Annotated in this window: 22 protein-coding genes; 14 read left to right on the top strand and 8 right to left on the bottom strand. The window is 55.2% G+C overall.

Annotation, left to right across the window (positions count from 1 at the left end):
• Positions 1-136: 136 nt before the first annotated feature.
• The 8 genes from priA to I6L53_RS01025 all read left to right on the top strand — a co-directional run bounded on the left by priA (position 137) and on the right by I6L53_RS01025 (position 9,060).
• Positions 137-2,335: a primosomal protein N' gene (gene priA / locus I6L53_RS01060; RefSeq protein WP_042325588.1), complete on the top strand. Its 2,199-nt coding sequence runs from the start codon at positions 137-139 to the stop codon at positions 2,333-2,335.
• A gap of 155 nt (positions 2,336-2,490) precedes the next feature.
• A complete protein-coding gene (gene cytR, locus I6L53_RS01055; RefSeq protein ID WP_042325586.1) occupies positions 2,491-3,516 on the top strand; it encodes a DNA-binding transcriptional regulator CytR in 1,026 nt (341 codons plus the stop codon).
• An 85-nt stretch (positions 3,517-3,601) separates the two neighbouring features.
• Positions 3,602-4,588 (top strand): cell division protein FtsN, encoded by a 987-nt coding sequence (ftsN, locus tag I6L53_RS01050; protein WP_042325585.1) that lies wholly within the window; start codon positions 3,602-3,604, stop codon positions 4,586-4,588.
• 91 nt (positions 4,589-4,679) lie between these two features.
• A complete protein-coding gene (hslV, locus tag I6L53_RS01045; protein WP_015966504.1) occupies positions 4,680-5,210 on the top strand; it encodes an ATP-dependent protease subunit HslV in 531 nt (176 codons plus the stop codon).
• Between the two features lie 9 nt (positions 5,211-5,219).
• Positions 5,220-6,551, top strand: coding sequence for an HslU--HslV peptidase ATPase subunit (gene hslU / locus I6L53_RS01040; protein WP_042325582.1), 1,332 nt, complete (start codon positions 5,220-5,222; stop codon positions 6,549-6,551).
• Positions 6,552-6,617: 66 nt separating this feature from the next.
• Positions 6,618-7,547: a 1,4-dihydroxy-2-naphthoate polyprenyltransferase gene (menA, locus tag I6L53_RS01035; RefSeq protein ID WP_042325580.1), complete on the top strand. Its 930-nt coding sequence runs from the start codon at positions 6,618-6,620 to the stop codon at positions 7,545-7,547.
• A 92-nt stretch (positions 7,548-7,639) separates the two neighbouring features.
• A complete protein-coding gene (gene rraA / locus I6L53_RS01030) occupies positions 7,640-8,125 on the top strand; it encodes a ribonuclease E activity regulator RraA (protein ID WP_042325578.1) in 486 nt (161 codons plus the stop codon).
• A 191-nt stretch (positions 8,126-8,316) separates the two neighbouring features.
• On the top strand, positions 8,317-9,060 hold the full coding sequence (locus I6L53_RS01025) for an SDR family NAD(P)-dependent oxidoreductase (RefSeq protein ID WP_042325577.1): 744 nt from the start codon (positions 8,317-8,319) through the stop codon (positions 9,058-9,060).
• Positions 9,061-9,264: 204 nt separating this feature from the next.
• On the opposite strand, the gene zapB is transcribed toward I6L53_RS01025, so the two are convergent.
• Positions 9,265-9,510 carry a septal ring assembly protein ZapB gene (gene zapB, locus I6L53_RS01020; protein ID WP_094465794.1) on the bottom strand — a complete coding sequence of 82 codons (246 nt, stop codon included), beginning with the start codon at positions 9,508-9,510 and terminating at the stop codon, positions 9,265-9,267.
• 388 nt (positions 9,511-9,898) lie between these two features.
• Between zapB and glpF the strand changes: the two genes are divergently transcribed.
• The 4 genes from glpF (at position 9,899) to fpr (ending at position 14,279) form a co-directional block, all read left to right on the top strand.
• Positions 9,899-10,744: a glycerol uptake facilitator protein GlpF gene (gene glpF / locus I6L53_RS01015; RefSeq protein ID WP_042325574.1), complete on the top strand. Its 846-nt coding sequence runs from the start codon at positions 9,899-9,901 to the stop codon at positions 10,742-10,744.
• Between the two features lie 22 nt (positions 10,745-10,766).
• On the top strand, positions 10,767-12,275 hold the full coding sequence (glpK, locus tag I6L53_RS01010) for a glycerol kinase GlpK (RefSeq protein WP_042325572.1): 1,509 nt from the start codon (positions 10,767-10,769) through the stop codon (positions 12,273-12,275).
• Positions 12,276-12,425: 150 nt separating this feature from the next.
• Positions 12,426-13,436: a class II fructose-bisphosphatase gene (glpX, locus tag I6L53_RS01005; RefSeq protein ID WP_042325570.1), complete on the top strand. Its 1,011-nt coding sequence runs from the start codon at positions 12,426-12,428 to the stop codon at positions 13,434-13,436.
• 96 nt (positions 13,437-13,532) lie between these two features.
• Positions 13,533-14,279, top strand: coding sequence for a ferredoxin--NADP(+) reductase (gene fpr / locus I6L53_RS01000; RefSeq protein WP_042325568.1), 747 nt, complete (start codon positions 13,533-13,535; stop codon positions 14,277-14,279).
• A 42-nt stretch (positions 14,280-14,321) separates the two neighbouring features.
• On the opposite strand, the gene I6L53_RS00995 is transcribed toward fpr, so the two are convergent.
• The gene (locus I6L53_RS00995; protein ID WP_042325566.1) at positions 14,322-14,741 is read right to left on the bottom strand and encodes a DUF805 domain-containing protein; all 420 of its coding nucleotides are present in this window, start codon (positions 14,739-14,741) and stop codon (positions 14,322-14,324) included.
• 100 nt (positions 14,742-14,841) lie between these two features.
• On the opposite strand from I6L53_RS00995, the gene I6L53_RS00990 reads away from it, so the two are divergent.
• Both I6L53_RS00990 and tpiA read left to right on the top strand, forming a co-directional pair.
• The gene (locus I6L53_RS00990) at positions 14,842-15,438 is read left to right on the top strand and encodes a YiiQ family protein (protein ID WP_042325563.1); all 597 of its coding nucleotides are present in this window, start codon (positions 14,842-14,844) and stop codon (positions 15,436-15,438) included.
• Positions 15,439-15,550: 112 nt separating this feature from the next.
• Positions 15,551-16,318: a triose-phosphate isomerase gene (tpiA, locus tag I6L53_RS00985; protein WP_042325562.1), complete on the top strand. Its 768-nt coding sequence runs from the start codon at positions 15,551-15,553 to the stop codon at positions 16,316-16,318.
• A gap of 44 nt (positions 16,319-16,362) precedes the next feature.
• Here the strand turns inward: tpiA and I6L53_RS00980 are convergent, their stop codons facing one another.
• The 6 genes from I6L53_RS00980 to I6L53_RS00955 form a co-directional block, all read right to left on the bottom strand.
• On the bottom strand, positions 16,363-17,835 hold the full coding sequence (locus I6L53_RS00980) for a DASS family sodium-coupled anion symporter (RefSeq protein ID WP_042325559.1): 1,473 nt from the start codon (positions 17,833-17,835) through the stop codon (positions 16,363-16,365).
• A gap of 112 nt (positions 17,836-17,947) precedes the next feature.
• The gene (locus tag I6L53_RS00975) at positions 17,948-19,252 is read right to left on the bottom strand and encodes an SLC13 family permease (RefSeq protein ID WP_042325557.1); all 1,305 of its coding nucleotides are present in this window, start codon (positions 19,250-19,252) and stop codon (positions 17,948-17,950) included.
• 85 nt (positions 19,253-19,337) lie between these two features.
• Positions 19,338-20,060 (bottom strand): GntR family transcriptional regulator, encoded by a 723-nt coding sequence (locus I6L53_RS00970; protein ID WP_042325679.1) that lies wholly within the window; start codon positions 20,058-20,060, stop codon positions 19,338-19,340.
• 62 nt (positions 20,061-20,122) lie between these two features.
• On the bottom strand, positions 20,123-21,163 hold the full coding sequence (locus tag I6L53_RS00965; protein ID WP_042325554.1) for an ADP-ribosylglycohydrolase family protein: 1,041 nt from the start codon (positions 21,161-21,163) through the stop codon (positions 20,123-20,125).
• A gap of 18 nt (positions 21,164-21,181) precedes the next feature.
• Entirely contained in the window at positions 21,182-22,132 is a 951-nt protein-coding gene (locus I6L53_RS00960; RefSeq protein WP_042325552.1) for an aminoimidazole riboside kinase, read from the bottom strand.
• Between the two features lie 10 nt (positions 22,133-22,142).
• Complete coding sequence (locus I6L53_RS00955; protein WP_042325550.1) at positions 22,143-23,477, bottom strand: MFS transporter; 1,335 nt, start codon at positions 23,475-23,477, stop codon at positions 22,143-22,145.
• Between the last annotated feature and the right edge of the window lie 22 nt (positions 23,478-23,499).

The following is a 23,499-nucleotide window of genomic DNA, read 5'->3' as shown; positions in this document are numbered from 1 at the left end:
GTATAGTTTTGACACAAGTAATTTGCATCAAAGGCGGCGAATCATACAGAAATTAGCCCGCTCATGCAAACTGATTCGCTCGTCACCCACGACTAATGTGTATACTAACCGGCCAGATTTCAAGTCAGGATGATTTATGCCCGTAGCGCACGTTGCCTTACCCGTTCCGCTCCCTCGCACCTTTGACTATCTTCTGCCGGAAGGTATGAACGTCAAAGCGGGGTGTCGCGTGCGCGTACCGTTTGGCAAACAGCAGGAGCGCGTTGGGATCGTGGTCTCCGTCAGCGACAAAAGCGAGCTGCCGCGGAATGAACTGAAAGCGATCGTTGATGTGCTGGATGGTGAGCCGCTCTTTTCGACCTCCGTCTGGCGTCTGCTGATCTGGGCGGCGGATTATTACCATCATCCCATTGGCGATGTGCTGTTCCATGCCCTGCCCATTCTGCTGCGTCAGGGGAAACCTGCTACCAACGCGCCAATGTGGTACTGGTTTGCCACCGAAGAGGGCCAGGCTGTTGATCTCAATAGCCTGAAACGCTCCCCCAAACAGCAGCAGGCGCTGGCCGCATTGCGACAGGGAAAAATCTGGCGCGATCAAGTCGCCGATCTCGAATTCAACGATGCTGCGCTTCAGGCGCTGCGTAAAAAAGGCTTGTGCGAGCTGGCAAGCAAAACCCCCGGTTTTAGCGACTGGCGCACGCACTACGCGGTCTGTGGCGAACGTTTGCGACTGAACACCGAACAGGCCACCGCCGTTGGCGCAATTCACAGTGCGTCAGACAGTTTCTCCGCCTGGCTGCTGGCCGGGGTAACGGGATCAGGTAAAACCGAAGTTTATCTGAGCGTACTGGAAAACGTTCTGGCACAGGGTAAGCAGGCGCTGGTAATGGTGCCGGAAATTGGTCTTACGCCGCAAACCATCGCCCGTTTTCGCGAACGTTTCAACGCACCGGTGGAAGTGCTGCATTCCGGTCTCAATGACAGCGAACGCCTTTCTGCCTGGTTGAAGGCCAAAAACGGCGAAGCGGCAATCGTCATTGGCACACGCTCCTCCTTATTTACGCCGTTTAAAAATCTCGGCGTGATCGTGATCGATGAAGAACACGACAGTTCCTATAAACAGCAGGAAGGCTGGCGCTATCATGCCCGCGATCTGGCGGTCTGGCGCGCCCATAGCGAACGCATTCCGATAATCCTCGGTTCGGCAACTCCGGCACTGGAAACGCTGGGCAACGTGCGGCAGAAAAAATACCGTATGCTGCGCCTGACGCGCCGCGCCGGAAACGCGCGTCCCGCGATTCAGCACGTGTTGGATTTAAAAGGTCAGCAGGTGCAGGCCGGTCTGGCGCCAGCGCTGATCGCCCGTATGCGCCAGCATTTACAGGCCGACAACCAGGTGATTTTATTTCTCAATCGCCGGGGCTTTGCACCTGCGCTGCTTTGCCACGACTGCGGCTGGATTGCGGAGTGCCCGCGTTGCGATCACTACTACACCCTGCATCAGGCACAGCACCATTTGCGCTGTCATCACTGCGACAGCCAGCGTCCGGTGCCGCGTCAGTGTCCTTCCTGTGGATCGACGCATATGGTCCCGGTTGGGTTAGGAACCGAGCAGCTTGAACAGGCGCTGGCCCCCTTCTTTCCCGGCGTGCCCATTTCCCGCATTGACCGGGATACTACCAGCCGCAAAGGATCGCTTGAGCAGCATCTGGCGGAAGTACATCGCGGTGGCGCAAGGATCCTGATCGGCACCCAAATGCTGGCAAAAGGCCACCACTTCCCTGACGTGACGCTGGTTGCGCTGCTGGACGTGGACGGTGCGCTGTTCTCGGCGGACTTCCGCTCAGCGGAACGCTTTGCCCAACTTTATACGCAGGTTTCCGGGCGTGCAGGACGCGCAGGCAAACAAGGGGAAGTGGTTTTGCAAACCCACCATCCGGAACATCCGCTGCTGCAAACCCTGTTACATAAAGGCTATGACGCATTTGCTGAACAGGCGCTGGCGGAACGACAAACCCTGCAATTGCCGCCGTGGACCAGTCACGTCATCATACGTGCGGAAGATCATAATAATCAGCAGGCGCCGCTGTTTTTGCAGCAACTGCGTAATCTGATTCACGCCAGTCCCCTGGCTGACGATAAGCTCTGGATTTTAGGCCCGGTACCGGCGCTGGCGCCGAAGCGCGGCGGACGTTATCGCTGGCAAATTTTATTGCAACATCCATCGCGGATTCGTTTGCAGCATATCGTGAGTGGCACGCTGGCACTCATCAATACGTTACCGGAATCGCGCAAGGTGAAATGGGTGCTGGATGTCGATCCCATTGAGGGATAACGCCCTCAGATGCGAGGCGGATCGTAAAATTCAACATCCGTCACACTTTTTATGAAAATTCTGTAACCGTTTCCATTCGCTATCTGATAAAAATGTTTTTGATGTGAATTCAACAGGGATTGTGCTGCGCCGGATTACCCTGGCGAGGAGAAAGAGTGAAACCGAATAAGCAGACCGCTGCCGCTACAATGAAAGATGTTGCCATGAAGGCGAAAGTCTCAACGGCAACGGTGTCCCGCGCGCTAATGAACCCCGATAAAGTCTCTCAGTCCACCCGCAACCGGGTGGAACAGGCAGCTGTAGAAGTGGGGTATTTACCGCAGGCGACGGGACGCAACGTTAAACGTAATGAATCGCGAACGATTCTGGTGATTGTCCCGGATATTTGCGATCCCTTTTTTAGCGAATTGATCCGTGGGATCGAGGTCACCGCCGCCAGTCATGGTTATCTGGTGCTGATCGGCGATTGCGCACACCAGAACCAGCAGGAAAAAACCTTCGTCAATCTGATCATCACCAAGCAAATTGATGGCATGTTGCTGTTGGGCTCGCGTCTGCCGTTTGACGCCAGTATTGAAGAGCAGCGCAATCTGCCGCCGATGGTGATGGCGAACGAGTTTGCGCCGGAACTGGAGTTACCCACCGTCCATATCGATAACCTGACCGCGGCCTTCAATGCCGTGAACTACCTGCATGAACTGGGGCATCAGCGCATTGGCTGCATTGCCGGACCGGAAGAGATGCCGTTGTGTCATTACCGCTTGCAAGGTTACGTGCAGGCGCTGCGTCGTTGCGGTGTGACGGTGGATCCGCACTACATCGCTCGCGGGGATTTCACTTTCGAAGCTGGCGGCAATGCGCTCAGGCAGCTATTTGAATTGCCGCAACCGCCGACAGCGGTATTTTGTCATAGTGATGTCATGGCGCTCGGCGCCCTCTCCTGGGCCAAGCGTCAGGGCATCAAAGTCCCGGATGACCTGTCGATTATTGGTTTCGACAATATCGCCCTGGCGGAATTTTGCGATCCGCCGCTGACCACCGTTGCGCAACCACGCTTCGAAATTGGTCGTGAAGCGATGCTGTTGTTGCTGGATCAAATCCATGGACAAAATGTCAACAGCGGCTCGCGTTTGATGGACTGTGAACTGATCCTTCGCGGTACCACGCGCGCCTTAACGTAAACCTTTCAGACACCGTGTCTGGTCAAAGGCCCGCCGCTTAAGTAACATGGCGGGCTGACGAACAAATCAATACAGCGAAACGATAGTGGCACAACGAGATTATGTACGTCGCGGCCAACCGGCACCTTCGCGGCGCAAAAAGAGCACCTCACGGAAAAAGCAACGCAACACGTCTGCGGTATCGCCCGCAATGGTCGCCATTGCCGCCGCCGTCCTTGTGGCCTTTATCGGTGGTCTGTACTTCATCACGCATCATAAGAAAGAAGAATCCGAAACGTTGCAGGGTCAGAAAGTGACTGGCAACGGGTTGCCGCCTAAGCCGGAAGAGCGCTGGCGCTATATTAAAGAGCTGGAAAGCCGTCAGCCGGGCGTCCGCGCACCGACAGAACCGTCTGCAGGCGGTGAAGTGATGAAACCGGATCAACTGACCAACGAACAGCGCCAGTTGCTTGCGCAAATGCAGGCCGACATGCGTCAGCAGCCAACGCAACTCAACGAAGTGCCGTGGAACGAACAAACGCCGGCACAGCGTCAGCAAACGTTGCAGCGCCAGGCTCAGCAACGTCAGGTTGAGCAGCAGCAACAGCAGCAGTGGAACAATACGCAGCCAGTTCAACAGCCGCGTACGCAACCACAGACACAAACGCGCACGGCGCAAACGGCACCGGTACAGCAACCCTCGAAGCCTGCCACGCAGTCGCAGAAACCCGCCGCGACGTCACAGCCGTATCAGGATCTTCTACAAACCCCAGCGCACACAACGGCATCTCAGCCGAAAACGCAGCCAGCCGCTCCGGTTGAGCGTGTGCCAGAGGCACCGAAGCCGACAGCGGAGAAGACAGACGAACGTCGCTGGATGGTACAGTGCGGCTCGTTTAAAGGCGCAGAGCAGGCAGAAACCGTGCGTGCACAGCTGGCTTTTGAAGGCTTTGACTCCAAAATCACCACCAACAATGGCTGGAATCGCGTGGTCATCGGGCCGGTGAAAGGCAAAGAGAATGCCGACAGCACCATTAGCCGTCTGAAGATGGCAGGTCACACAAACTGTATTCGACTCGCCTCCGGGGGTTGAAACCCCCAAAATCCCCCCCATCTATACTTGCATTACGCCCCGTACACCGTGCGGGGCTTGTATTCTGTATTTGTAACCAAGGGGTCTGCTCGTGACAACAATAGTAAGCGTACGCCGTAACGGCCATGTGGTTATCGCCGGTGATGGTCAGGCCACACTGGGTAACACCGTAATGAAAGGCAACGTGAAAAAAGTACGCCGTCTGTACAACGACAAAGTCATTGCTGGCTTTGCAGGCGGTACTGCGGATGCGTTCACGCTGTTTGAACTGTTTGAGCGCAAGCTGGAAATGCATCAGGGACATCTGGTCAAAGCCGCCGTTGAGCTGGCGAAAGACTGGCGTACCGATCGCATGCTGCGCAAACTTGAAGCGCTGTTGGCGGTCGCGGATGAAACCGCCTCCCTCATCATCACCGGTAACGGTGACGTCGTGCAGCCGGAAAACGATCTGATTGCTATCGGCTCCGGTGGTCCCTACGCCCAGGCTGCGGCACGTGCTCTGCTGGAAAACACCGAGCTCGGCGCTCGCGACATTGCTGAAAAAGCGTTGGATATTGCAGGTGATATCTGCATTTACACCAACCATTTCCATACCATTGAAGAATTACCGTCTAAAGCGTAAGGATCTCCCATGTCTGAAATGACCCCACGCGAAATCGTTAGCGAACTGAACAAGCACATCATCGGCCAGGATAACGCCAAGCGTTCCGTGGCGATTGCACTGCGTAACCGCTGGCGCCGCATGCAGCTCGACGAAGAGCTGCGCCATGAAGTCACACCGAAAAATATCCTGATGATCGGCCCAACCGGTGTCGGTAAAACTGAAATCGCCCGTCGTCTTGCCAAACTGGCCAATGCGCCGTTCATCAAAGTGGAAGCGACAAAATTCACCGAAGTGGGTTATGTCGGTAAAGAAGTCGACTCTATCATTCGCGATCTGACCGATGCCGCCATCAAAATGGTTCGCGTCCAGGCGATCGAGAAAAACCGCTATCGTGCAGAAGAGATGGCAGAAGAGCGTATTCTTGATGTGCTGATCCCGCCGGCCAAAAATAACTGGGGCCAGGCGGAACAGCAGTCTGAACCTTCTGCGGCGCGACAGGCGTTCCGTAAAAAACTGCGCGAAGGCCAGCTCGATGATAAAGAAATCGAGATCGATCTTGCCGCTGCACCGATGGGCGTGGAAATCATGGCGCCTCCGGGAATGGAAGAGATGACCAGCCAGCTGCAGTCCATGTTCCAGAACCTGGGCGGGCAGAAGCAGAAAGCGCGTAAGCTGAAAATCAAAGATGCGATGAAGCTGCTGATTGAAGAAGAAGCCGCCAAACTGGTGAATCCGGAAGAGCTGAAACAGGAAGCTATCGATGCGGTTGAGCAGCACGGGATCGTGTTTATCGACGAGATCGACAAAATCTGTAAGCGCGGCGAATCCTCTGGCCCTGACGTGTCTCGTGAAGGCGTACAGCGCGACCTGCTGCCGCTGGTTGAAGGCTGCACCGTCTCCACCAAGCACGGTATGGTCAAAACCGACCATATTCTGTTTATCGCCTCTGGGGCATTCCAGGTGGCGAAGCCGTCTGACCTGATCCCGGAACTGCAGGGTCGTCTGCCGATTCGCGTGGAACTGCAGGCGCTGACCACCAGCGACTTCGAACGCATTCTGACGGAGCCTAATGCCTCTGTCACCGTGCAGTACAAAGCACTGATGGCGACCGAAGGCGTCAACATTGAGTTTACGGAATCCGGTATCAAGAAAATTGCTGAAGCGGCATGGCAGGTTAACGAGACCACCGAAAACATCGGTGCCCGTCGTCTGCACACGGTTCTGGAGCGCCTGATGGAAGATATTTCCTATGATGCGAGCGATTTGAACGGTCAAAGCATAACAATTGATGCGGATTATGTGAGCAAACATCTGGATGCGCTGGTCGCAGATGAAGATCTGAGCCGTTTTATCCTATAATCGCGTTCACTGCATTTTCATCACTGTTGATGGGGCTGAAAGGCCCCATTTTTATTGGCGCTAAATATGACTGAACAACAACAAATTAGCCGCTCCCAGGCCTGGCTGGAAAGTTTACGACCCAAGACCCTACCGCTCGCCTTCGCGGCGATCATCGTCGGTACGGCCCTGGCATGGTGGCAGGGATACTTTGATCCGCTGGTCGCCCTGCTGGCACTCATTACCGCAGGGCTTCTGCAAATCCTGTCAAATCTCGCCAACGATTATGGCGATGCCGTTAAGGGCAGCGACAAGCCGGACCGCATCGGACCACTGCGTGGGATGCAGAAAGGGGTGATCACCCAACAGGAGATGAAGCGCGCACTGATCATCACCGTCGTACTCATTTGTTTGTCCGGTCTGTCGCTGGTTGCCGTGGCGTGCCGCACGCCGGCGGATTTTGTCGGTTTCCTGGTGCTTGGCGTGTTGTCGATCATTGCCGCCATCACCTATACCGTAGGCAATCGTCCCTATGGCTACATCGGCCTGGGCGATATTTCCGTGCTGGTCTTCTTTGGCTGGCTAAGCGTGATGGGCAGCTGGTATCTGCAGGCGCATACGCTGATCCCGGCGCTAATCCTTCCGGCAACCGCCTGTGGTCTGCTTGCCACCGCCGTGCTTAATATCAATAACCTGCGCGATATCAACAGCGACCGGGAAAACGGCAAGAATACGTTGGTCGTCCGCCTCGGTGCCATGAATGCCCGTCGTTACCATGCCTGTCTGCTGATGGGGACGCTGGTTTGCCTGGCGCTGTTTAACCTGCTTTCACTGCAAAGTCCGTGGGGTTGGCTGTTCCTGCTGGCCGCGCCGGTACTGGTAAAACAGGCGCGTTACGTGATGCGCCAAATGGAACCGGCGGCGATGCGTCCAATGCTCGAACGTACGGTAAAAGCCGCGTTGCTGACTAACCTACTGTTTGTCGTCGGGATTTTCTTAAGCCAGTGGGCAAGATAACTGACAAATATCAATTAACAATTGATGATTTTGCCAACAGTACACATAGCGCGATATACTAAAAATTCTCGCAGCAACTGAACGTTAAGCCTATGAAATACGATACTTCCGAGCTTTGTGACATCTATCAAGAAGATGTCAACGTCGTGGAACCACTGTTCTCTAACTTTGGAGGACGGTCGTCGTTTGGCGGACAAATCGTCACGGTGAAATGTTTCGAGGACAACGGGTTGCTGTACGATCTGCTCGAACAAAATGGCCGTGGTCGCATACTGCTGGTCGACGGCGGCGGTTCTGTCCGTCGTGCGCTGGTCGACGCCGAACTGGCGCGTCTGGCTGTACAAAATGAATGGGAAGGTCTGGTCATCTACGGCGCGGTGCGTCAGGTAGACGATCTGGAAGAGCTGGACATCGGCATTCAGGCGATTGCCGCGATTCCGGTAGGTGCATCAGGTGAAGGGATTGGGGAAAGCGATGTCCGCGTCAATTTCGGCGGCGTGACCTTCTTCTCCGGCGATCATCTGTACGCCGACAATACGGGAATCATCCTCTCCGAAGACCCGCTCGATATCGAGTAAAGAAAATACCGCAATTCGGTGTAATGCCAGTCGGTTAAACAACTGACTGGCAATTTACTTCGATTCTGGAAATCTCCAGATCCTCTTTTTTGTCACTTCACCCTTTCGATTCCCCCATTCAGCGCATTGACGAAGAAAAAACTCTCTCTATACCTAATGATGAATCTCATCACTCTCGTCACGGGGTCATCATGCATATCGATCTGACAGGTAAAAAAGCGCTGGTCACCGGAGCCAGTCGCGGATTAGGGCGTGCTATTGCACTGTCGCTGGCGAAAGCCGGTGCTGATGTTGTCATAACCTATGAAAAATCTGCGGAGAAAGCCCAGGCCGTTGCCAATGAAATTACAGCACTCGGCCGCCATGGCGAGGCTATTCAGGCAAACAGTGCAAACGCTCAGGCTATTCAGAACGCCGTAAATCACACGATACAGTCACTAGGAGGATTAGATATTCTGGTCAACAACGCAGGGATCGCACGCGGTGGCCCGCTGGAGTCGCTGTCACTGGAAGACATCGACGCGTTGATTAACGTGAATATCCGTGGCGTGGTGGTAGCCATACAGGCCGCGTTGCCACATCTCCCTGCAGGTGGGCGGATTATCAATATTGGCAGTTGCCTTGCCAACCGTGTCGCCCAGCCGGGGATTGCTGTCTACGCGATGACTAAATCAGCGCTCAACTCGCTAACCCGTGGGCTGGCTCGTGATCTCGGCCCTCGGGGTATCACCGTCAACCTTGTCCATCCAGGCCCAACGGACAGTGATATGAACCCAGCAGATGGCGAACAGGCGGACTCCCAACGACAGCTTATTGCGACAGGGCATTACGGTACACCGGAGGATGTTGCAGCGGCGGTGACGTTTCTGGCAAGCCCAGCGGCTGGGCAGATTTCCGGCACTGGTCTGGACGTGGATGGGGGTTTGAATGCCTGAAACTAACGTTGTATCGCGGTAAGGCTATGATATTGCCGGATGACGGCTTGCGCCTTATCCGGCCTACATGACTTACCGCAATCCTCTAAAGATTTCGCGTTATGGCAAGGCGGCAAGCGAATGAATCCCCAAGAACATAGATGACTATGTTCCTGGGGTGAATACGTGCAGCCGACGCCGCCATCACGTGAAATATGACGAGGATTAGACTTCTTCCATGCGGCCCAGCAATGCCTGCAGACGATCCTGCCAGCCATTCTGCTGTTCTCTCAGAGACTGATTTTCGCGCTCAAGCTCTTCGCGGCTGTGCTGTGCAGATTGCACTTCCTGCACCAGCGAGTTGTTCTTCTCTTTCAGCTCTTCAATTTCCATCTGCAACAAGGTGATGGTATCAATCGCCTGCTGTACTTTTGCTTCCAGTTTCTCAAACACTTCTAAAGACATGGTCATACTCTCCTGAATTGCAAGGCGACGCTTCACGTGAACGCGCACAATATATAGTGCCGATTGTATGAAGCCCCGCCCTCCCTGTCCAGCGGCATCCCGCGCTGATTGCGGTTTGCAACACTTTTCAGTCGACTCTTACAGACAATAACCACCTAACTCTTAAGTGTTAATGCTTTGGTTAATGAAATGATTCAGCTCACACTGTTTTTGTATAACAAAACGCGCTTCATGGCGCGAAAACGCTCATTTTATTGACGCAGCACACACATTTTAAGTTCGATATTTCTCGTTTGTGCTCGTTAACGATAAATTAACAGTGTGCCTACAGGGCATCGCGGACGTCAGTGACCTCCTCGCATACAATAAACATTAAACTCTTCAGGATCCGATTATGAGTCAAACATCAACCTTGAAAGGCCAGTGCATTGCTGAATTCCTCGGTACCGGGTTGTTGATTTTCTTCGGTGTGGGGTGTGTCGCTGCGCTTAAAGTCGCGGGTGCGTCTTTTGGGCAGTGGGAAATCAGCGTCATCTGGGGACTGGGGGTAGCCATGGCTATTTACCTGACCGCAGGTGTGTCTGGCGCACATCTCAACCCGGCAGTCACGATTGCATTGTGGCTGTTTGCGTGTTTCGACAAGCGCAAAGTTGTTCCTTTTATCCTTTCTCAATTTGCCGGTGCCTTTTGCGCAGCGGCGTTAGTTTACGGGCTTTACTACAATCTTTTCGCCGACTTCGAACAAACGCACCACATTGTACGTGGCAGCATTGAGAGTGTTGATCTGGCCGGCACTTTCTCAACGTATCCCAATCCACATATCAATTTTGTGCAGGCCTTCGCGGTTGAAATGGTGATTACCGCTATCCTGATGGGGCTTATCCTGGCGCTGACTGATGACGGTAACGGTGTACCGCGTGGCCCGCTGGCGCCTTTGTTGATTGGTTTACTGATTGCGGTTATCGGCGCATCCATGGGCCCACTGACCGGGTTTGCGATGAACCCGGCACGTGACATCGGTCCAAAAGCGTTCGCCTGGCTCGCGGGCTGGGGTAACGTAGCCTTCACCGGTGGCAAAGATATTCCTTACTTCCTGGTGCCGCTGTTTGGCCCCATCGTTGGCGCTATTTTGGGCGCTTTCGCCTATCGCAAGCTGATCGGTCGCCATTTGCCGTGCGATACCTGTGCCGTGGAAGAGAAGGAAACCACGACCACTTCACAACAAAAAGCTTCGCTGTAATGTGACTACGGGACAAATAATTATGACTGAGAAAAAGTATATCGTTGCGCTCGACCAGGGAACCACCAGCTCCCGCGCCGTCGTGATGGATCATGATGCCAATATTGTGAGCGTTTCACAGCGCGAATTTGAGCAGATCTACCCGAAAGCAGGCTGGGTAGAACACGACCCAATGGAAATCTGGGCAACACAGAGCTCTACACTGGTGGAAGTGCTGGCCAAAGCGGACATCAGTTCCGATCAGATTGCAGCTATCGGGATTACTAACCAGCGTGAAACCACCATCGTCTGGGAACGTGAAACCGGTAAACCTATCTATAACGCGATTGTCTGGCAGTGTCGTCGTACCGCGGACATCTGCGAACGCCTGAAGCGCGATGGCATGGAAGAATACATCCGCAATAACACCGGTCTGGTCATTGACCCGTATTTTTCCGGCACCAAAGTGAAGTGGATCCTCGACCACGTCGAAGGCTCCCGTGAGCGCGCACGTCGCGGCGAACTGTTGTTCGGTACCGTTGATACCTGGCTTATCTGGAAAATGACCCAGGGACGCGTACACGTGACGGATTACACCAACGCCTCACGTACTATGCTGTTCAACATCCACACGCTGGACTGGGACGACAAAATGCTGGATGCACTGGATATTCCGCGCGCCATGCTGCCGGAAGTGCGTCGTTCTTCCGAAGTCTACGGTCAAACCAACATCGGCGGTAAAGGCGGCACGCGTATTCCGATCTCCGGCATCGCCGGTGACCAGCAGGCTGCGCTATTCGGCCAGCTGTGCGTGAAGGAAGGGATGGCGAAAAACACCTACGGCACTGGCTGCTTTATGCTGATGAACACCGGCGAGAAAGCGGTGAAGTCCGAGAACGGCCTGCTGACTACCATCGCCTGTGGCCCGACCGGAGAAGTGAACTACGCGCTGGAAGGCGCAGTGTTTATGGCGGGTGCCTCCATTCAGTGGCTACGTGATGAAATGAAGCTCATCAGCGACGCCTTCGATTCCGAGTATTTCGCGACCAAAGTGAAGGATACCAACGGCGTGTACGTGGTACCGGCCTTTACCGGTCTGGGCGCGCCTTACTGGGATCCGTATGCGCGCGGTGCGATCTTCGGTTTAACCCGTGGTGTGAACTCCAACCACATCATTCGCGCAACGCTGGAATCGATTGCCTACCAGACTCGCGACGTGCTGGAAGCGATGCAGGCAGACTCCGGTATTCGCCTGCACGCCCTGCGCGTGGACGGTGGCGCAGTTGCCAACAACTTCCTGATGCAGTTCCAGTCCGACATTCTTGGCACGCGCGTTGAGCGTCCGGAAGTGCGTGAAGTGACAGCGCTGGGCGCGGCCTACCTGGCCGGTCTGGCGGTTGGTTTCTGGCAGAACCTCGATGAGCTGCAGGAAAAAGCGGTTATCGAACGTGAATTCCGCCCTGGCATCGAAACCACCGAACGTAACTACCGTTACAGCGGCTGGAAGAAAGCGGTCAAACGCGCGCTGGCGTGGGAAGATCACGAAGAGTAATCGTGAATTGCCGGATGACGACGCGAACGCGTCTTATCCGGCCTACGGATTGTATTACGTGTGCGGGGGCAACCCCGCATACACATCAATAATTCCCCCTCCTCCCCTGTGCTACACTTCGCGCCAATTCCTTTCTGCTACGAGTTTGCTATGAGACGAGAACTTGCCATCGAATTTTCCCGCGTAACCGAAGCGGCGGCGCTGGCTGGCTACAAATGGTTAGGACGCGGTGACAAAAACACCGCCGACGGCGCTGCGGTCAACGCCATGCGCATTATGCTAAACCAGGTCAACATTGACGGGACCATCGTGATCGGTGAAGGCGAGATCGACGAAGCGCCGATGCTCTACATCGGTGAGAAAGTCGGTACCGGCCGCGGCGATGCGGTAGATATTGCTGTCGACCCCATCGAAGGCACGCGAATGACAGCGATGGGCCAAGCCAACGCGCTGGCCGTTCTGGCCGTCGGTGACAAGGGCTGCTTCCTGAATGCACCGGATATGTACATGGAAAAACTGATCGTTGGCCCAGGCGCGAAAGGCAGCATCGACCTCAATCTGTCGCTGGAGGAGAATCTGCGCAATGTCGCTAACGCGCTGGGCAAACCGCTGAGCGAATTGACGGTGACGATTCTGGCAAAACCCCGCCACGATGACGTCATTGCAGAAATGGCGAGGCTGGGTGTGCGCGTTTTTGCGATTCCCGATGGCGATGTTGCTGCTTCGATCCTGACCTGTATGCCGGACAGCGAGGTGGATGTGCTGTACGGAATTGGCGGTGCGCCAGAAGGCGTAGTATCTGCTGCAGTGATCCGCGCGCTGGACGGCGACATGCAGGGCCGTCTGCTGGCACGTCATGATGTCAAAGGCGACAGCGAAGAGAACCGCCGTATCGGTGAACAGGAGCTGGCGCGCTGTAAGGCTATGGGTATCGAAGCCGGTAAAGCGCTGCGTCTGGATGAGATGGCGCGCAGCGACAACGTCATCTTCTCCGCAACCGGCATCACTAAAGGCGATCTGCTGGAAGGGATTAGTCGTAAAGGTAATATCGCAACCACCGAAACGCTGTTGATCCGCGGTAAATCACGCACCATTCGCCGCATTCAGTCGATTCACTACCTCGATCGTAAAGACCCGGACGTGCAGGCGCACATCCTGTAATTGATTTGTTCGTTAGAGCCTTCCAGCCCCGCCGGGCTGGAAATCTTTCTGCCAACAAACGAAGATAAGGGGATGATAACTGAACAGGAGAAAACCATGGCAGATTGGGTAACAGGCAAAGTCACAAAGGTACAGAACTGGACCGATGCCCTGTTTAGTCTGACCGTTCACGCCCCCGTTCATCCCTTCACCGCAGGTCAATTTACCAAGCTCGGTCTTGAGATTGACGGCGAGCGCGTCCAGCGCGCTTACTCGTATGTGAATGCCCCTGACAATCCCGATCTGGAGTTTTACCTGGTCACCGTACCTGACGGTAAACTGAGCCCGCGTCTGGCAGCACTGAAGCCTGGCGATGAGGTGCAAGTGGTGAGCGAAGCCGCTGGTTTCTTTGTGCTGGACGAGGTGCCAGACTGCGACACGCTGTGGATGCTGGCAACCGGCACCGCCATCGGTCCCTATTTATCGATTCTGCAGTTGGGTAAAGATCTCGATCGCTTCAAAAACCTGGTGCTGGTCCATGCCGCGCGCTATGCCGCTGATTTAAGCTACCTGCCGCTGATGCAGGCGCTGCAAACGCGCTACGAAGGCAAGCTACGGATCCAGACGGTGGTAAGCCGTGAGACGGTCGCAGGTTCACTGACCGGTCGCGTTCCGGCGCTGATTGAAAATGGCGAACTGGAAAAAGCGATAGGCTTACCGATGGATAAAGAGACCAGCCATGTGATGCTGTGCGGGAATCCGCAGATGGTTCGCGACACGCAGCAGTTGCTGAAAGAGACCCGCCAGATGACTAAACATTTACGCCGTCGACCGGGCCATATGACCGCAGAACACTACTGGTAAGTATGTTGCCGGACAGGCGGTCTCGCCTTATCCGGCTACGCTTTATCTGAACTTCACATCCTGCGTGTCTTTGCCGTATTTATTTTCGCCCTGGGTGCCGACAAATGCCCCCAAATCGATAATTGTCATGATGAGGATCAGCGTCGGCACAAAGCGTCCGACCACCCATTGCCACATCCCCGGCAGAATGGCCCAGTTGCCGGCTAACAGCATCCAGGCAAGAATAATCAATAACGCCCACAACCCCGAACGCCCACGATCGTGCAGACGTTTCACTGTGACCGCCGCCGTCGGCCAGAGCAGACACACCAGGGCAAAGGGAGCGATCTGATCGGGGAGTAATTTTTGACTCTCGAGCGAAAACAGAACCACCATGCTGATAATCCACAGCGCCATCCAGATCCAGAAATCACGGCGTCCAATACGCCCTTTAAATGAGAATAACCACTGCTGTAGGGTCATGCCTGTTCCTTAAAAATGACTATCTTCGACAGTTTACCCTTTTGACAAGCCAGACGGTTATCGTTTTAATCGTGAACAGTCATAACGAAAGGTAAGATTGATGAAGCCAGGATGTTCACTGTTTTTATTATTATTTTCTGCGATGTTCTCCAGCCCCCCGGCGCTGGCGGCTGAGCCATTGACGGCCACCACCGCACCGTATTTGCTCGCTGGAGCCCCCACGTTTGATCTTTCCATCAGCCAGTTTCGCGAAAACTTTAATGCGCAAAATCACAAACTTACCTTAAACGAATTCCGGGCGATCGACAGCAGTCGCGACAAAGCCAACCTCACCCGCGCGGCCAGCAAAATTAATGAAAATCTCTATGCCTCAACCGCCCTTGAGCGCGGAACATTGAAGATCAAGAGTATGCAAATAACCTGGCTACCGATTCAGGGGCCGGAACAAAAAGCGGCGAAAGCCAAAGCGCTGGAGTATATGGCGGCGGTGATCCGCACCATCGCCCCCTTGCTGACCAAAGAGCAAAGTCAGAAAAAGCTACAGAAGCTACTCATCGCCGGGAAAAACAAGCGCTATTACGCGGAGACCGACGGCGCGATTCGCTATGTTGTCGCAGATAACGGCGAAAAGGGGCTGACCTTCGCAGTTGAACCGATTAAGCTGGCGTTATCTGAAAACCTGGATGGGTCCAATTGATGATAAAAAGCAAAGCCTTTCCGGGGAGTGATCTCTATACTGTTTCACAGACCATGCTGCCCCAAGGGGCGGCCATCTTCCTTAATTCGCTGATAAAGCGTGGAGAATAGAAATGCGACATCCTTTAGTGATGGGTAACTGGAAACTGAACGGCAGCCGCCACATGGTAAACGAACTGATTGCTAACCTGCGTAAAGAGCTGGCTGGCGTCGCAGGTTGTGCGGTAGCGATCGCGCCGCCGGAAATGTACATCGACCTGGCAAAACACGCTGCGGCCGGTAGCCACATCCTTCTGGGCGCACAGAACGTTGACCTGAACCTGTCCGGCGCATTTACCGGTGAAACAAGTGCTGAAATGTTGAAAGACATCGGCGCGCAGTACATCATCATCGGCCACTCTGAGCGTCGTACTTACCACAAAGAGTCTGACGAACTGATCGCGAAAAAATTCGCCGTGCTGAAAGAGCAGGGCCTGACTCCGGTTCTGTGCATCGGTGAAACCGAAGCCGAAAACGAAGCGGGCAAAACGGAAGAAGTGTGCGCACGTCAGATCGACGCCGTTCTGAAAACCCAGGGTGCTGCGGCATTCGAAGGCGTGGTTATCGCTTACGAACCTGTTTGGGCAATCGGCACCGGCAAATCTGCAACCCCAGCGCAGGCACAGGCTGTTCACAAATTCATCCGCGACCACATTGCTAAAGCGGACGCGAAAATTGCTGAACAGGTTATCATCCAGTACGGCGGTTCCGTAAACGCAGCCAATGCGGCAGAACTGTTCACTCAGCCGGACATCGACGGCGCGCTGGTTGGCGGTGCGTCTCTGAAAGCTGACGCTTTTGCTGTGATCGTGAAAGCGGCTGAAGCGGCAAAACAGGCTTAAGTTGTGCAGTCGGGGGGAGCCTCTCCCCCCGGCTTATCTCCGTATTACCAATACCCCAGCCAGTGCCACCAGAAAGCCCCGGTCACCGCCCAGATAGTCAGGTTCACGACACTCATCACCAGCCCCGCTTTCCACCATTCCGCCAGCGTGACATAGCCAGAGCCAAAAATGATTGGCGCAGTGCCCGTACCGTAGTGGGTGAGCGACATCATCAGCGAGGATGAGAAACCGAGCATCAGCCCCAGCAGGGCCGGTGGCGCGCCCAGACCTAACCCCGCGATGAAGAAAGCGGAGAACATGGCCGTGATATGCGCCGTGGTGCTGGCAAAAAAGTAGTGAGAATAGACGTAAAGCAGGATCAACAGCAGCGTCGCGATACTCCAGTGGACGCCAAGATGATTGATCGCCGTGCCCACACTCGTTGCCAGCCAGCCGACCAGACCCAGTTTACTGAGGAAATCCGCCATCATGACCAGCGCGGCAAACCAGACAATGGTATCCCAGGCACCGCGACACTTAAGAATGTCCTCCCAGTTTAAGACCCCCGAGAGCAACAGAATCGATAAACCGATCAGCGCCGCACTGGTGGGGTTCACGGTCCAGCCGCTGCCCATGATCAGCGCGGGAACGCCAGCCCACAGACAGAGCAGCAAAATAAACACCGCCAGCGTGATTTTCTCTGCCAGCGACAGCGGGCCGAGTAGATCCAGCTTTTGCCGGGCAAACTGCGGCGCGTTGGGCGTGCGGGTAATGGCGGGCGGGTAGAGCCACCAGATGACAATGGGCATCACCAGTAGCGAAACCACCGCCGGAAGGAGCGCCGCAATAGCCCACATCCCCCAGGTCATGTTCAGTACCCCATCCGTCCCCTGAGTCAAAAAGGTGACAATGAGAGGGTTAGGAGCGGTTGCGGTGATGAACATCGCCGAACTGATCGGGTTAATGTTGTAATTCACCAGCGCCAGATAGCGGCCCGTTGAACCATTTTCACTGTTGCCAGGATGCGAACCGAGGCTGTCGGCGATGGCCCGCATAACCGGGTGGATAATACCGCCACCGCGCGCCGTGTTGCTTGGGGTGACCGGAGCAATCAGCGTTTCTGCGAGCGTTAATGCCCACGCAATACCTAAGGTCCGCTTACCAAACAACGCAATAAATCCGTAGCCGATACGCGCACCGAGCCCTGTTTTCAGCAAGCTTTGCGACAGCATGATCGATAAACCAATCAACCAGATCAGTTGGTTGGAAAAGCCACTTAGCGCATCGTTAAGCGCCGCAGCGGGCTTACCGGGATTCGTCACGCCAGTCATCGCCACCAGCATGATCGCCACAACGGCAATCGCCCCAATGGGCATGGCTTTACCGATAATGGCCGCAATAGTGCCGATAAACAGCGCCAGCAGATGCCACGCCTGTGGCGTCACGTCCGCAGGACATGGGATGATAAACCAGATGGTCAGTGTGATAACGCTCGAGATAACGGCGGGCCAACAGCGAATGGGGGTCAATCTGTCCATGGTTCAATCCTTGAGTATCCTGCGCATAAGTATGCGTTTTGGTATTAACCGTCATTCGTGCTGGTAAAACTCACCGCCCTCTCACAAAACCAAAATTATCAGGCTATTAACACTACAATTTCCCTAATAGATTAAACCATACATAGTCCAGCGGCAGCAGGACCAGATACGTCGCTACCGCCAGTACCAGACACAGCAACATCCCGGCTCTCGCCGGCACTCTTCCCAGCGCCATCGCCACCACAATAGGCGATGCCTGATACGGCAACAGCGGCGTTGAGTAGCCCAGCACCTGAATCATAATCACCGACAGCAGTGGAAATTGCGTTGCCTCAGAAAAGCTCTGCGCCAGGGTGGTATACAGCGCCGGAACGCCGTTGGCGGTCATGATAAAGTTAAGCGCGGTGGTGATGCCGGTCAGGGCGAGAAAACTGGTGAACGGTTTCTCCGGGTCCAGCGGCATCACGTGTAACAGCGCCTCACCAACCGCATTGCCAATACCGGTTTGCGTCACGACGCTCGCCAGTCCAAGAATACCGGCAACATAAATGCAGGTACGGATGTTAACCCCCGTGGAAAACTCCTCTCCGTTGATAAACCCGATACGTGGTAACAGGGTGATGACCGCCGCCGCCAGTCCGGTCCACGCCGGGCCAATGCCATGCCAGCTTTCACTGACCCACATCGCCAGCACCACTGCCAGCATCCAGGCCAGTCGTTTTTCGTCGCGGCTCATCGGTTCCGGCGGCGTTAATTCACGCGGCGCATGGGGTTTCCCGGGAAATAGCCAGCAGATCAGTGCAATCAACACCCCGCCTTTCAACCAGCCTAATACCGGCGTATGCAGCAACAGGTAAGGCAGATAGTTCAGGTGGATACCGTACGACCCTTCAGCCGCCCCGCTCATCACAAGGTTCGGCACGTTGGCAGGCAGAATAGTGGCGGAGAGCTGGAAGGTGCCAAACCCCACGGCAAGCGCCAGTCCATACCACGCACGGGTGCCATCGAGGATCCCGGCGCGTTTCGCCATCGCGGCCACGACGGGCATCAGCAGCGCGATACGTCCCATATTGGAAGGCATGACAAACGCCAGCGCATAGCTCAGCAGCACCACGCTTGAGACCATCAATGGCCAGGATTCCGTGAGCCGTGATGACAGCGCTCTTGCCGCCCTGTCCGCCAGGCCGGTTTTGCGGATCGCCACGCCCAGCACAAAGCCGCTGAAGACCAGCCAGAACGCCGACGAGGCAAAGCCGCCAAAGATAACGTCCGGTGGGGCGATTTTCGCCACCATCGCCACGGTGAAAAACAGCAGCGCGGTGATAAATTCCGGCAATAGCGAGGTCGCCCAGAGCAGGATGGTGACCACCACCACCAGCGAGGGCAGAAACAGAGGGTGTGAAAACCAGAGCGACATGCCTGTCTCCTGTTGTTTTTTTCAACAAGAATACGGGGGCATCCCCCTTCTGTAAACGCGCATCTTCCCCCAAAAAAGCAGAGGGTTAGTGATAATGGATTTCGCCGAAGTAGTCAGACAGTACATAGTAGCGGCAATACTCAAAGGGATGCTCTTCTCCCGCCATAAACGTCTGGCGCGCCACGGAAAGAAGCGGTTTATTCTCAGCAATCTGCAGCTTCTCGCAGAGATCGGGGCTGGGCAGAATGGCATCAACCTTTTCGATCGCCGAGTCGCTTTTCACATTCAGCAGGTGATAAAGCGAGGTATGGGCCAGTTCATCCGCCGTCAGCGTGAGCCCCGGGAAAAAGGAGAGATCGAGATAAATTTTCTCATGGTTAAACGGGCGATTATTCAGGTATCGCACTCGAGAAATATAGAGATAGTGATGATGGGCTGGCAGGCTTAAGCCATCTTCCTGCGCGTCGCGCGCCCGCCGAGTGGCGATCTCCAGAATACGGTTCTCAACCGCCACGCTGGCATCACGCAGATCGCTGGTGATCCCGCGGAAGGTATGACCGTAGCTGACGCCTTCCGGCACCGCGCTCACCACGGAGCCGCTTCCACGCTGGGAGGTAATCACCCCGGCGTTAATCAACTCACTCCATGCCTGCTTCACGACAATCAGCGACACATTATAGGTTTGCGCAATCGCCTTTTGCGTAGGCAACTGACTCCCCAGCGGTAAAGTGCCGTTCTGGATCTGCTGGCAGATGATATAAAACAACTGCTTATACAGCGGAGTAAAACTCGTTTTATCAACCTGCAAGCCATTTACCTCGAAAGTCTGCCAGTCGGGGACGGTTGTCGCCGCCCCCGCAGGGCAGCGCACTACCCTTTAATCTGTCTGGCGAGTTCAGCCAAATCGAAATGATTCATACGATTAACGGTAGTTAAATAGTCGGCAGGAAAAGCATCGGCACCGTGCCAGGCGCCGGAGAGTGCCCCAACCATGGTGGCGACGGTATCGGTATCATTGCCGATATTAACGGCGGAAATAATAGCATCAACGGCTGAATCCGGACAACACGCGAACAGACCAAACGCCGCCGGAACCGCCTCGCTGACGTGCAGCCCGGACCCGATGATATCGGCAATCTCGACAATCGCCGTCTCCCAGTGGGCGTGGCGCTTGCCGATCGCCACCGCCAGTTCGATACGCCGCGCCACCGACGGCCCGGCAACCATCATCGCGCCCTGCTCTGCCGCCAGCGCATAGCCCCGGTCGGCACCGTAAATCCCGGCCGCAATGATACTTTCCGCACTCGCCACTGGCTGTAGTGCTTCGCTGGTCGCCGCCGCCATCGCCGCGGCACCTGACATCGCCAGCACGTTGTTATGAGTAAAACGGCAGATATCCAGCGCAGTCTGAATCGCCTTTTCTATGTTGCCCGGATGCAATACGGCGGCAGGCCAAATCTTCATTGCCGCGCCGTTGGTGGCTTCCGCATTGCCTTTATTGATAATCTGTACCGACTGCTTTTCGCCTTCCAGTTCCCCCTGTAAGGACACTCGGTTATCGTTAAAGATGGCTTTCATCGCGGCCCGGGTGGTTGGCCCGGTAAAATTGGCATAGTACGGATAGGCCAGCCAGCGCTGGAAGGCTTCACGCATCGCTTCATCGCTTACCTGACGATGATGCTGTAACAGAGCGTCCATGATGTACTTCGCCTGAATAAAGTCGTCGGTGCACATGCCGGCTTCGTTACAGCGGCCAAACGTATCGGCGGGGGGTTTCTCAAAACCGGTTACCCAGCCACCGAAATATTCGCGAATTTGTTGCTGGGTGCGCACTTCGGTTGCCGCGCCCATCGCGTCGGCCGCAGCGGCACCAATCAGGCAGCCCAGTATTTTGTTAATTTCAACGTGCATGAATGACTCCTTAACGGTTTAGCATGATTTTTCCAGCGGATGGCTGGCGCGAAAGGCGGCGAGTTGTTCAGGGTAAGGCAGCGCGGTCATCGCCCCTTTTGCCGTGACCACCATCGCGCCACAGGCGTTGGCCGTGCCAATCGCCTGTGCAAGCAGACGATTGTCCCAGGAGGCAGCCTGTGAAAGGGTATAGAGCAGCCCACCAACAAAGGCATCGCCTGCCCCGGTGGTGTCCACTACGGAAATTTTCGCGGCCGGAAAGGTGCATTCGTCCTCCGGCGTCACCAGATACGCCCCCGCATCGCCCAATGAGATGACGGTGGTCTCACAGCCGAGCTCACGCATCAGATAGCGTGCGTCCTGCCAGCGCTCGACCTTACCCAGCCAACACAGCTCATCGGCAGAAACCTTGCAAATAGAGGCCAGCGCAATAGATTGTGCGAGTAAGGGCGCGATTTCATGGCGATCCCGCCACATGCTGACACGCAGGTTGACGTCGAACATGACGTGCCCGCCCGCCGCCTTCATGCGTCTGGCCCCTTCCAGACACGCCTCACGCGCCGGACTGTCGGTCAGGCCAATCGAGCTGAAATAAAACCACTCGTTAGCGCTGAAGGCCGGTAAATCCTGCACGGAGACAAAGGTGTCCGCGCCGGGATGCACCAGATAGGTAAAACTGCGTTCGCCTTCTGGCGTTAAATTGACGATCAGCACCGCGCTGGTTTGCTGCGGATCGAGGCGGAGTGAATCCACTCCCACCCCATTTTCTGCCAGCGTCTGGCGAAGGAAACGCCCGGCATCATCCTCTCCGAGACAGCCGATGAACTCGCAATCGCCTCCCAGTCGAGCGATGCAGACGGCGACGTTAGCCGATGCACCACCCGGGCATTTCAGGTAGGAGTCCGCTCTTTCCGGCACCAAATCCACGGACGCATCACCAATCACCCAGATTTTATTGAGATGATTCATTTGCTCCTCCTCACGCCTGGCGCTGCGCCAGTTCACTCTGGATGTCGCGGTAATAATCGTTGTTGATCAGATACTTTTTCATCACCACGCCAACCACCAGATGGAAGATGGCAGGGATGAGCGTCATCATTAGCGCAATGCCGGTCAGCGAGCTCGCGCTCTGCTGGACATCCGCCTGGTAGCCGAAGTGGCTCAGCAGGAAGCCGAGGACACCGCCGGCAATCCCCATCCCGAATTTCTGAAAGAACAGAATGCCGCCGAAAGCCAGTCCGGAAACACGCAGCCCGGTTTTCTTCTCGCCGTAATCGACCGCCTCCGCGATGGAAGACCAGAACACCGGCATTTGCATGTCACAGAAGAAGTTGATGAGAAAGTAAAAGACAAAGGCGAGGATCAGGTTCTGCTGCCCGACGCAGAGATACATGCCAATACTCAGCGCAAAGGTCATCAGTTGGGTGTAGCGGAACATTTTTATTTTGTCCCAGAACTTCGTCACCCACGTGGTCGCAATCATCGCCAGAATAGACGCCACAACGCCAACGGTCAGGAACGGTGAAATCAGGCTGTCACCGCCATTCAGATAATATTTGGCGTAATAGGCGGCGACCGAACCCCGGATCACGTAGCCGCACATCAGTAACATAATCACCACGCCCAGAATCAACCACTGGTCGTTGCGAAGCAGATTCGCAAACTGCTGTTTGACCGACAGTGACGGCAGTTCAGGCTCGCTGCGTTCGCGAGTAGTCATAAAGCAGAAGATAAACAGCACGGCGCCCATTGCCCCCATCAGGCCCATAGAAAGCTGATACCCCAGTGCTTTATTACCCTGTCCCAGCCAGACCGCCAGCATCGGAACCACAATCGTCACCAGAAACGCGGCGATTTTGGTCATCACAAAACGATACCCGTTGGCGCTCAAACGCTCGCCCGGATCGTCCGTGATGACGCCAATCAGAGAGATATAAGGGATGGTGATCGCCGTATAGACCAGCGTCATCAGGATGTAAGTGAAATAGGCCCACGCCAGCTTCGCCGTATACGCCATATCCGGCGTGATAAACATCAGATAGACGGCAAAACCAAACGGAATGGCAAACCATAATAACCACGGACGATAACGCCCCCAGCGGGTCGAGACTTTGTCGGTCAGCATTCCCATTGCCGGATCGATAATGGCATCGATCATCCGCACAACCACCAGCAGCACACCCACATCCGCTGCACGTAAACCGTAAATATCTGTGTAGAAATACGCCAGCAGTAGCTGCATGGCAATAATCACTACGTTGATCGCCATATCCCCGGCGCCAAAACCTATTTTTTCCACGATAGACAATTTCATATCGGTATTCCTTTTGCGCCGT

The sequence above is a fragment of the Citrobacter farmeri genome (assembly GCF_019048065.1).
Taxonomy (GTDB): Bacteria; Pseudomonadota; Gammaproteobacteria; order Enterobacterales; family Enterobacteriaceae; genus Citrobacter_A; species Citrobacter_A farmeri.
This window is presented reverse-complemented; position numbering and strand designations above follow the sequence as displayed.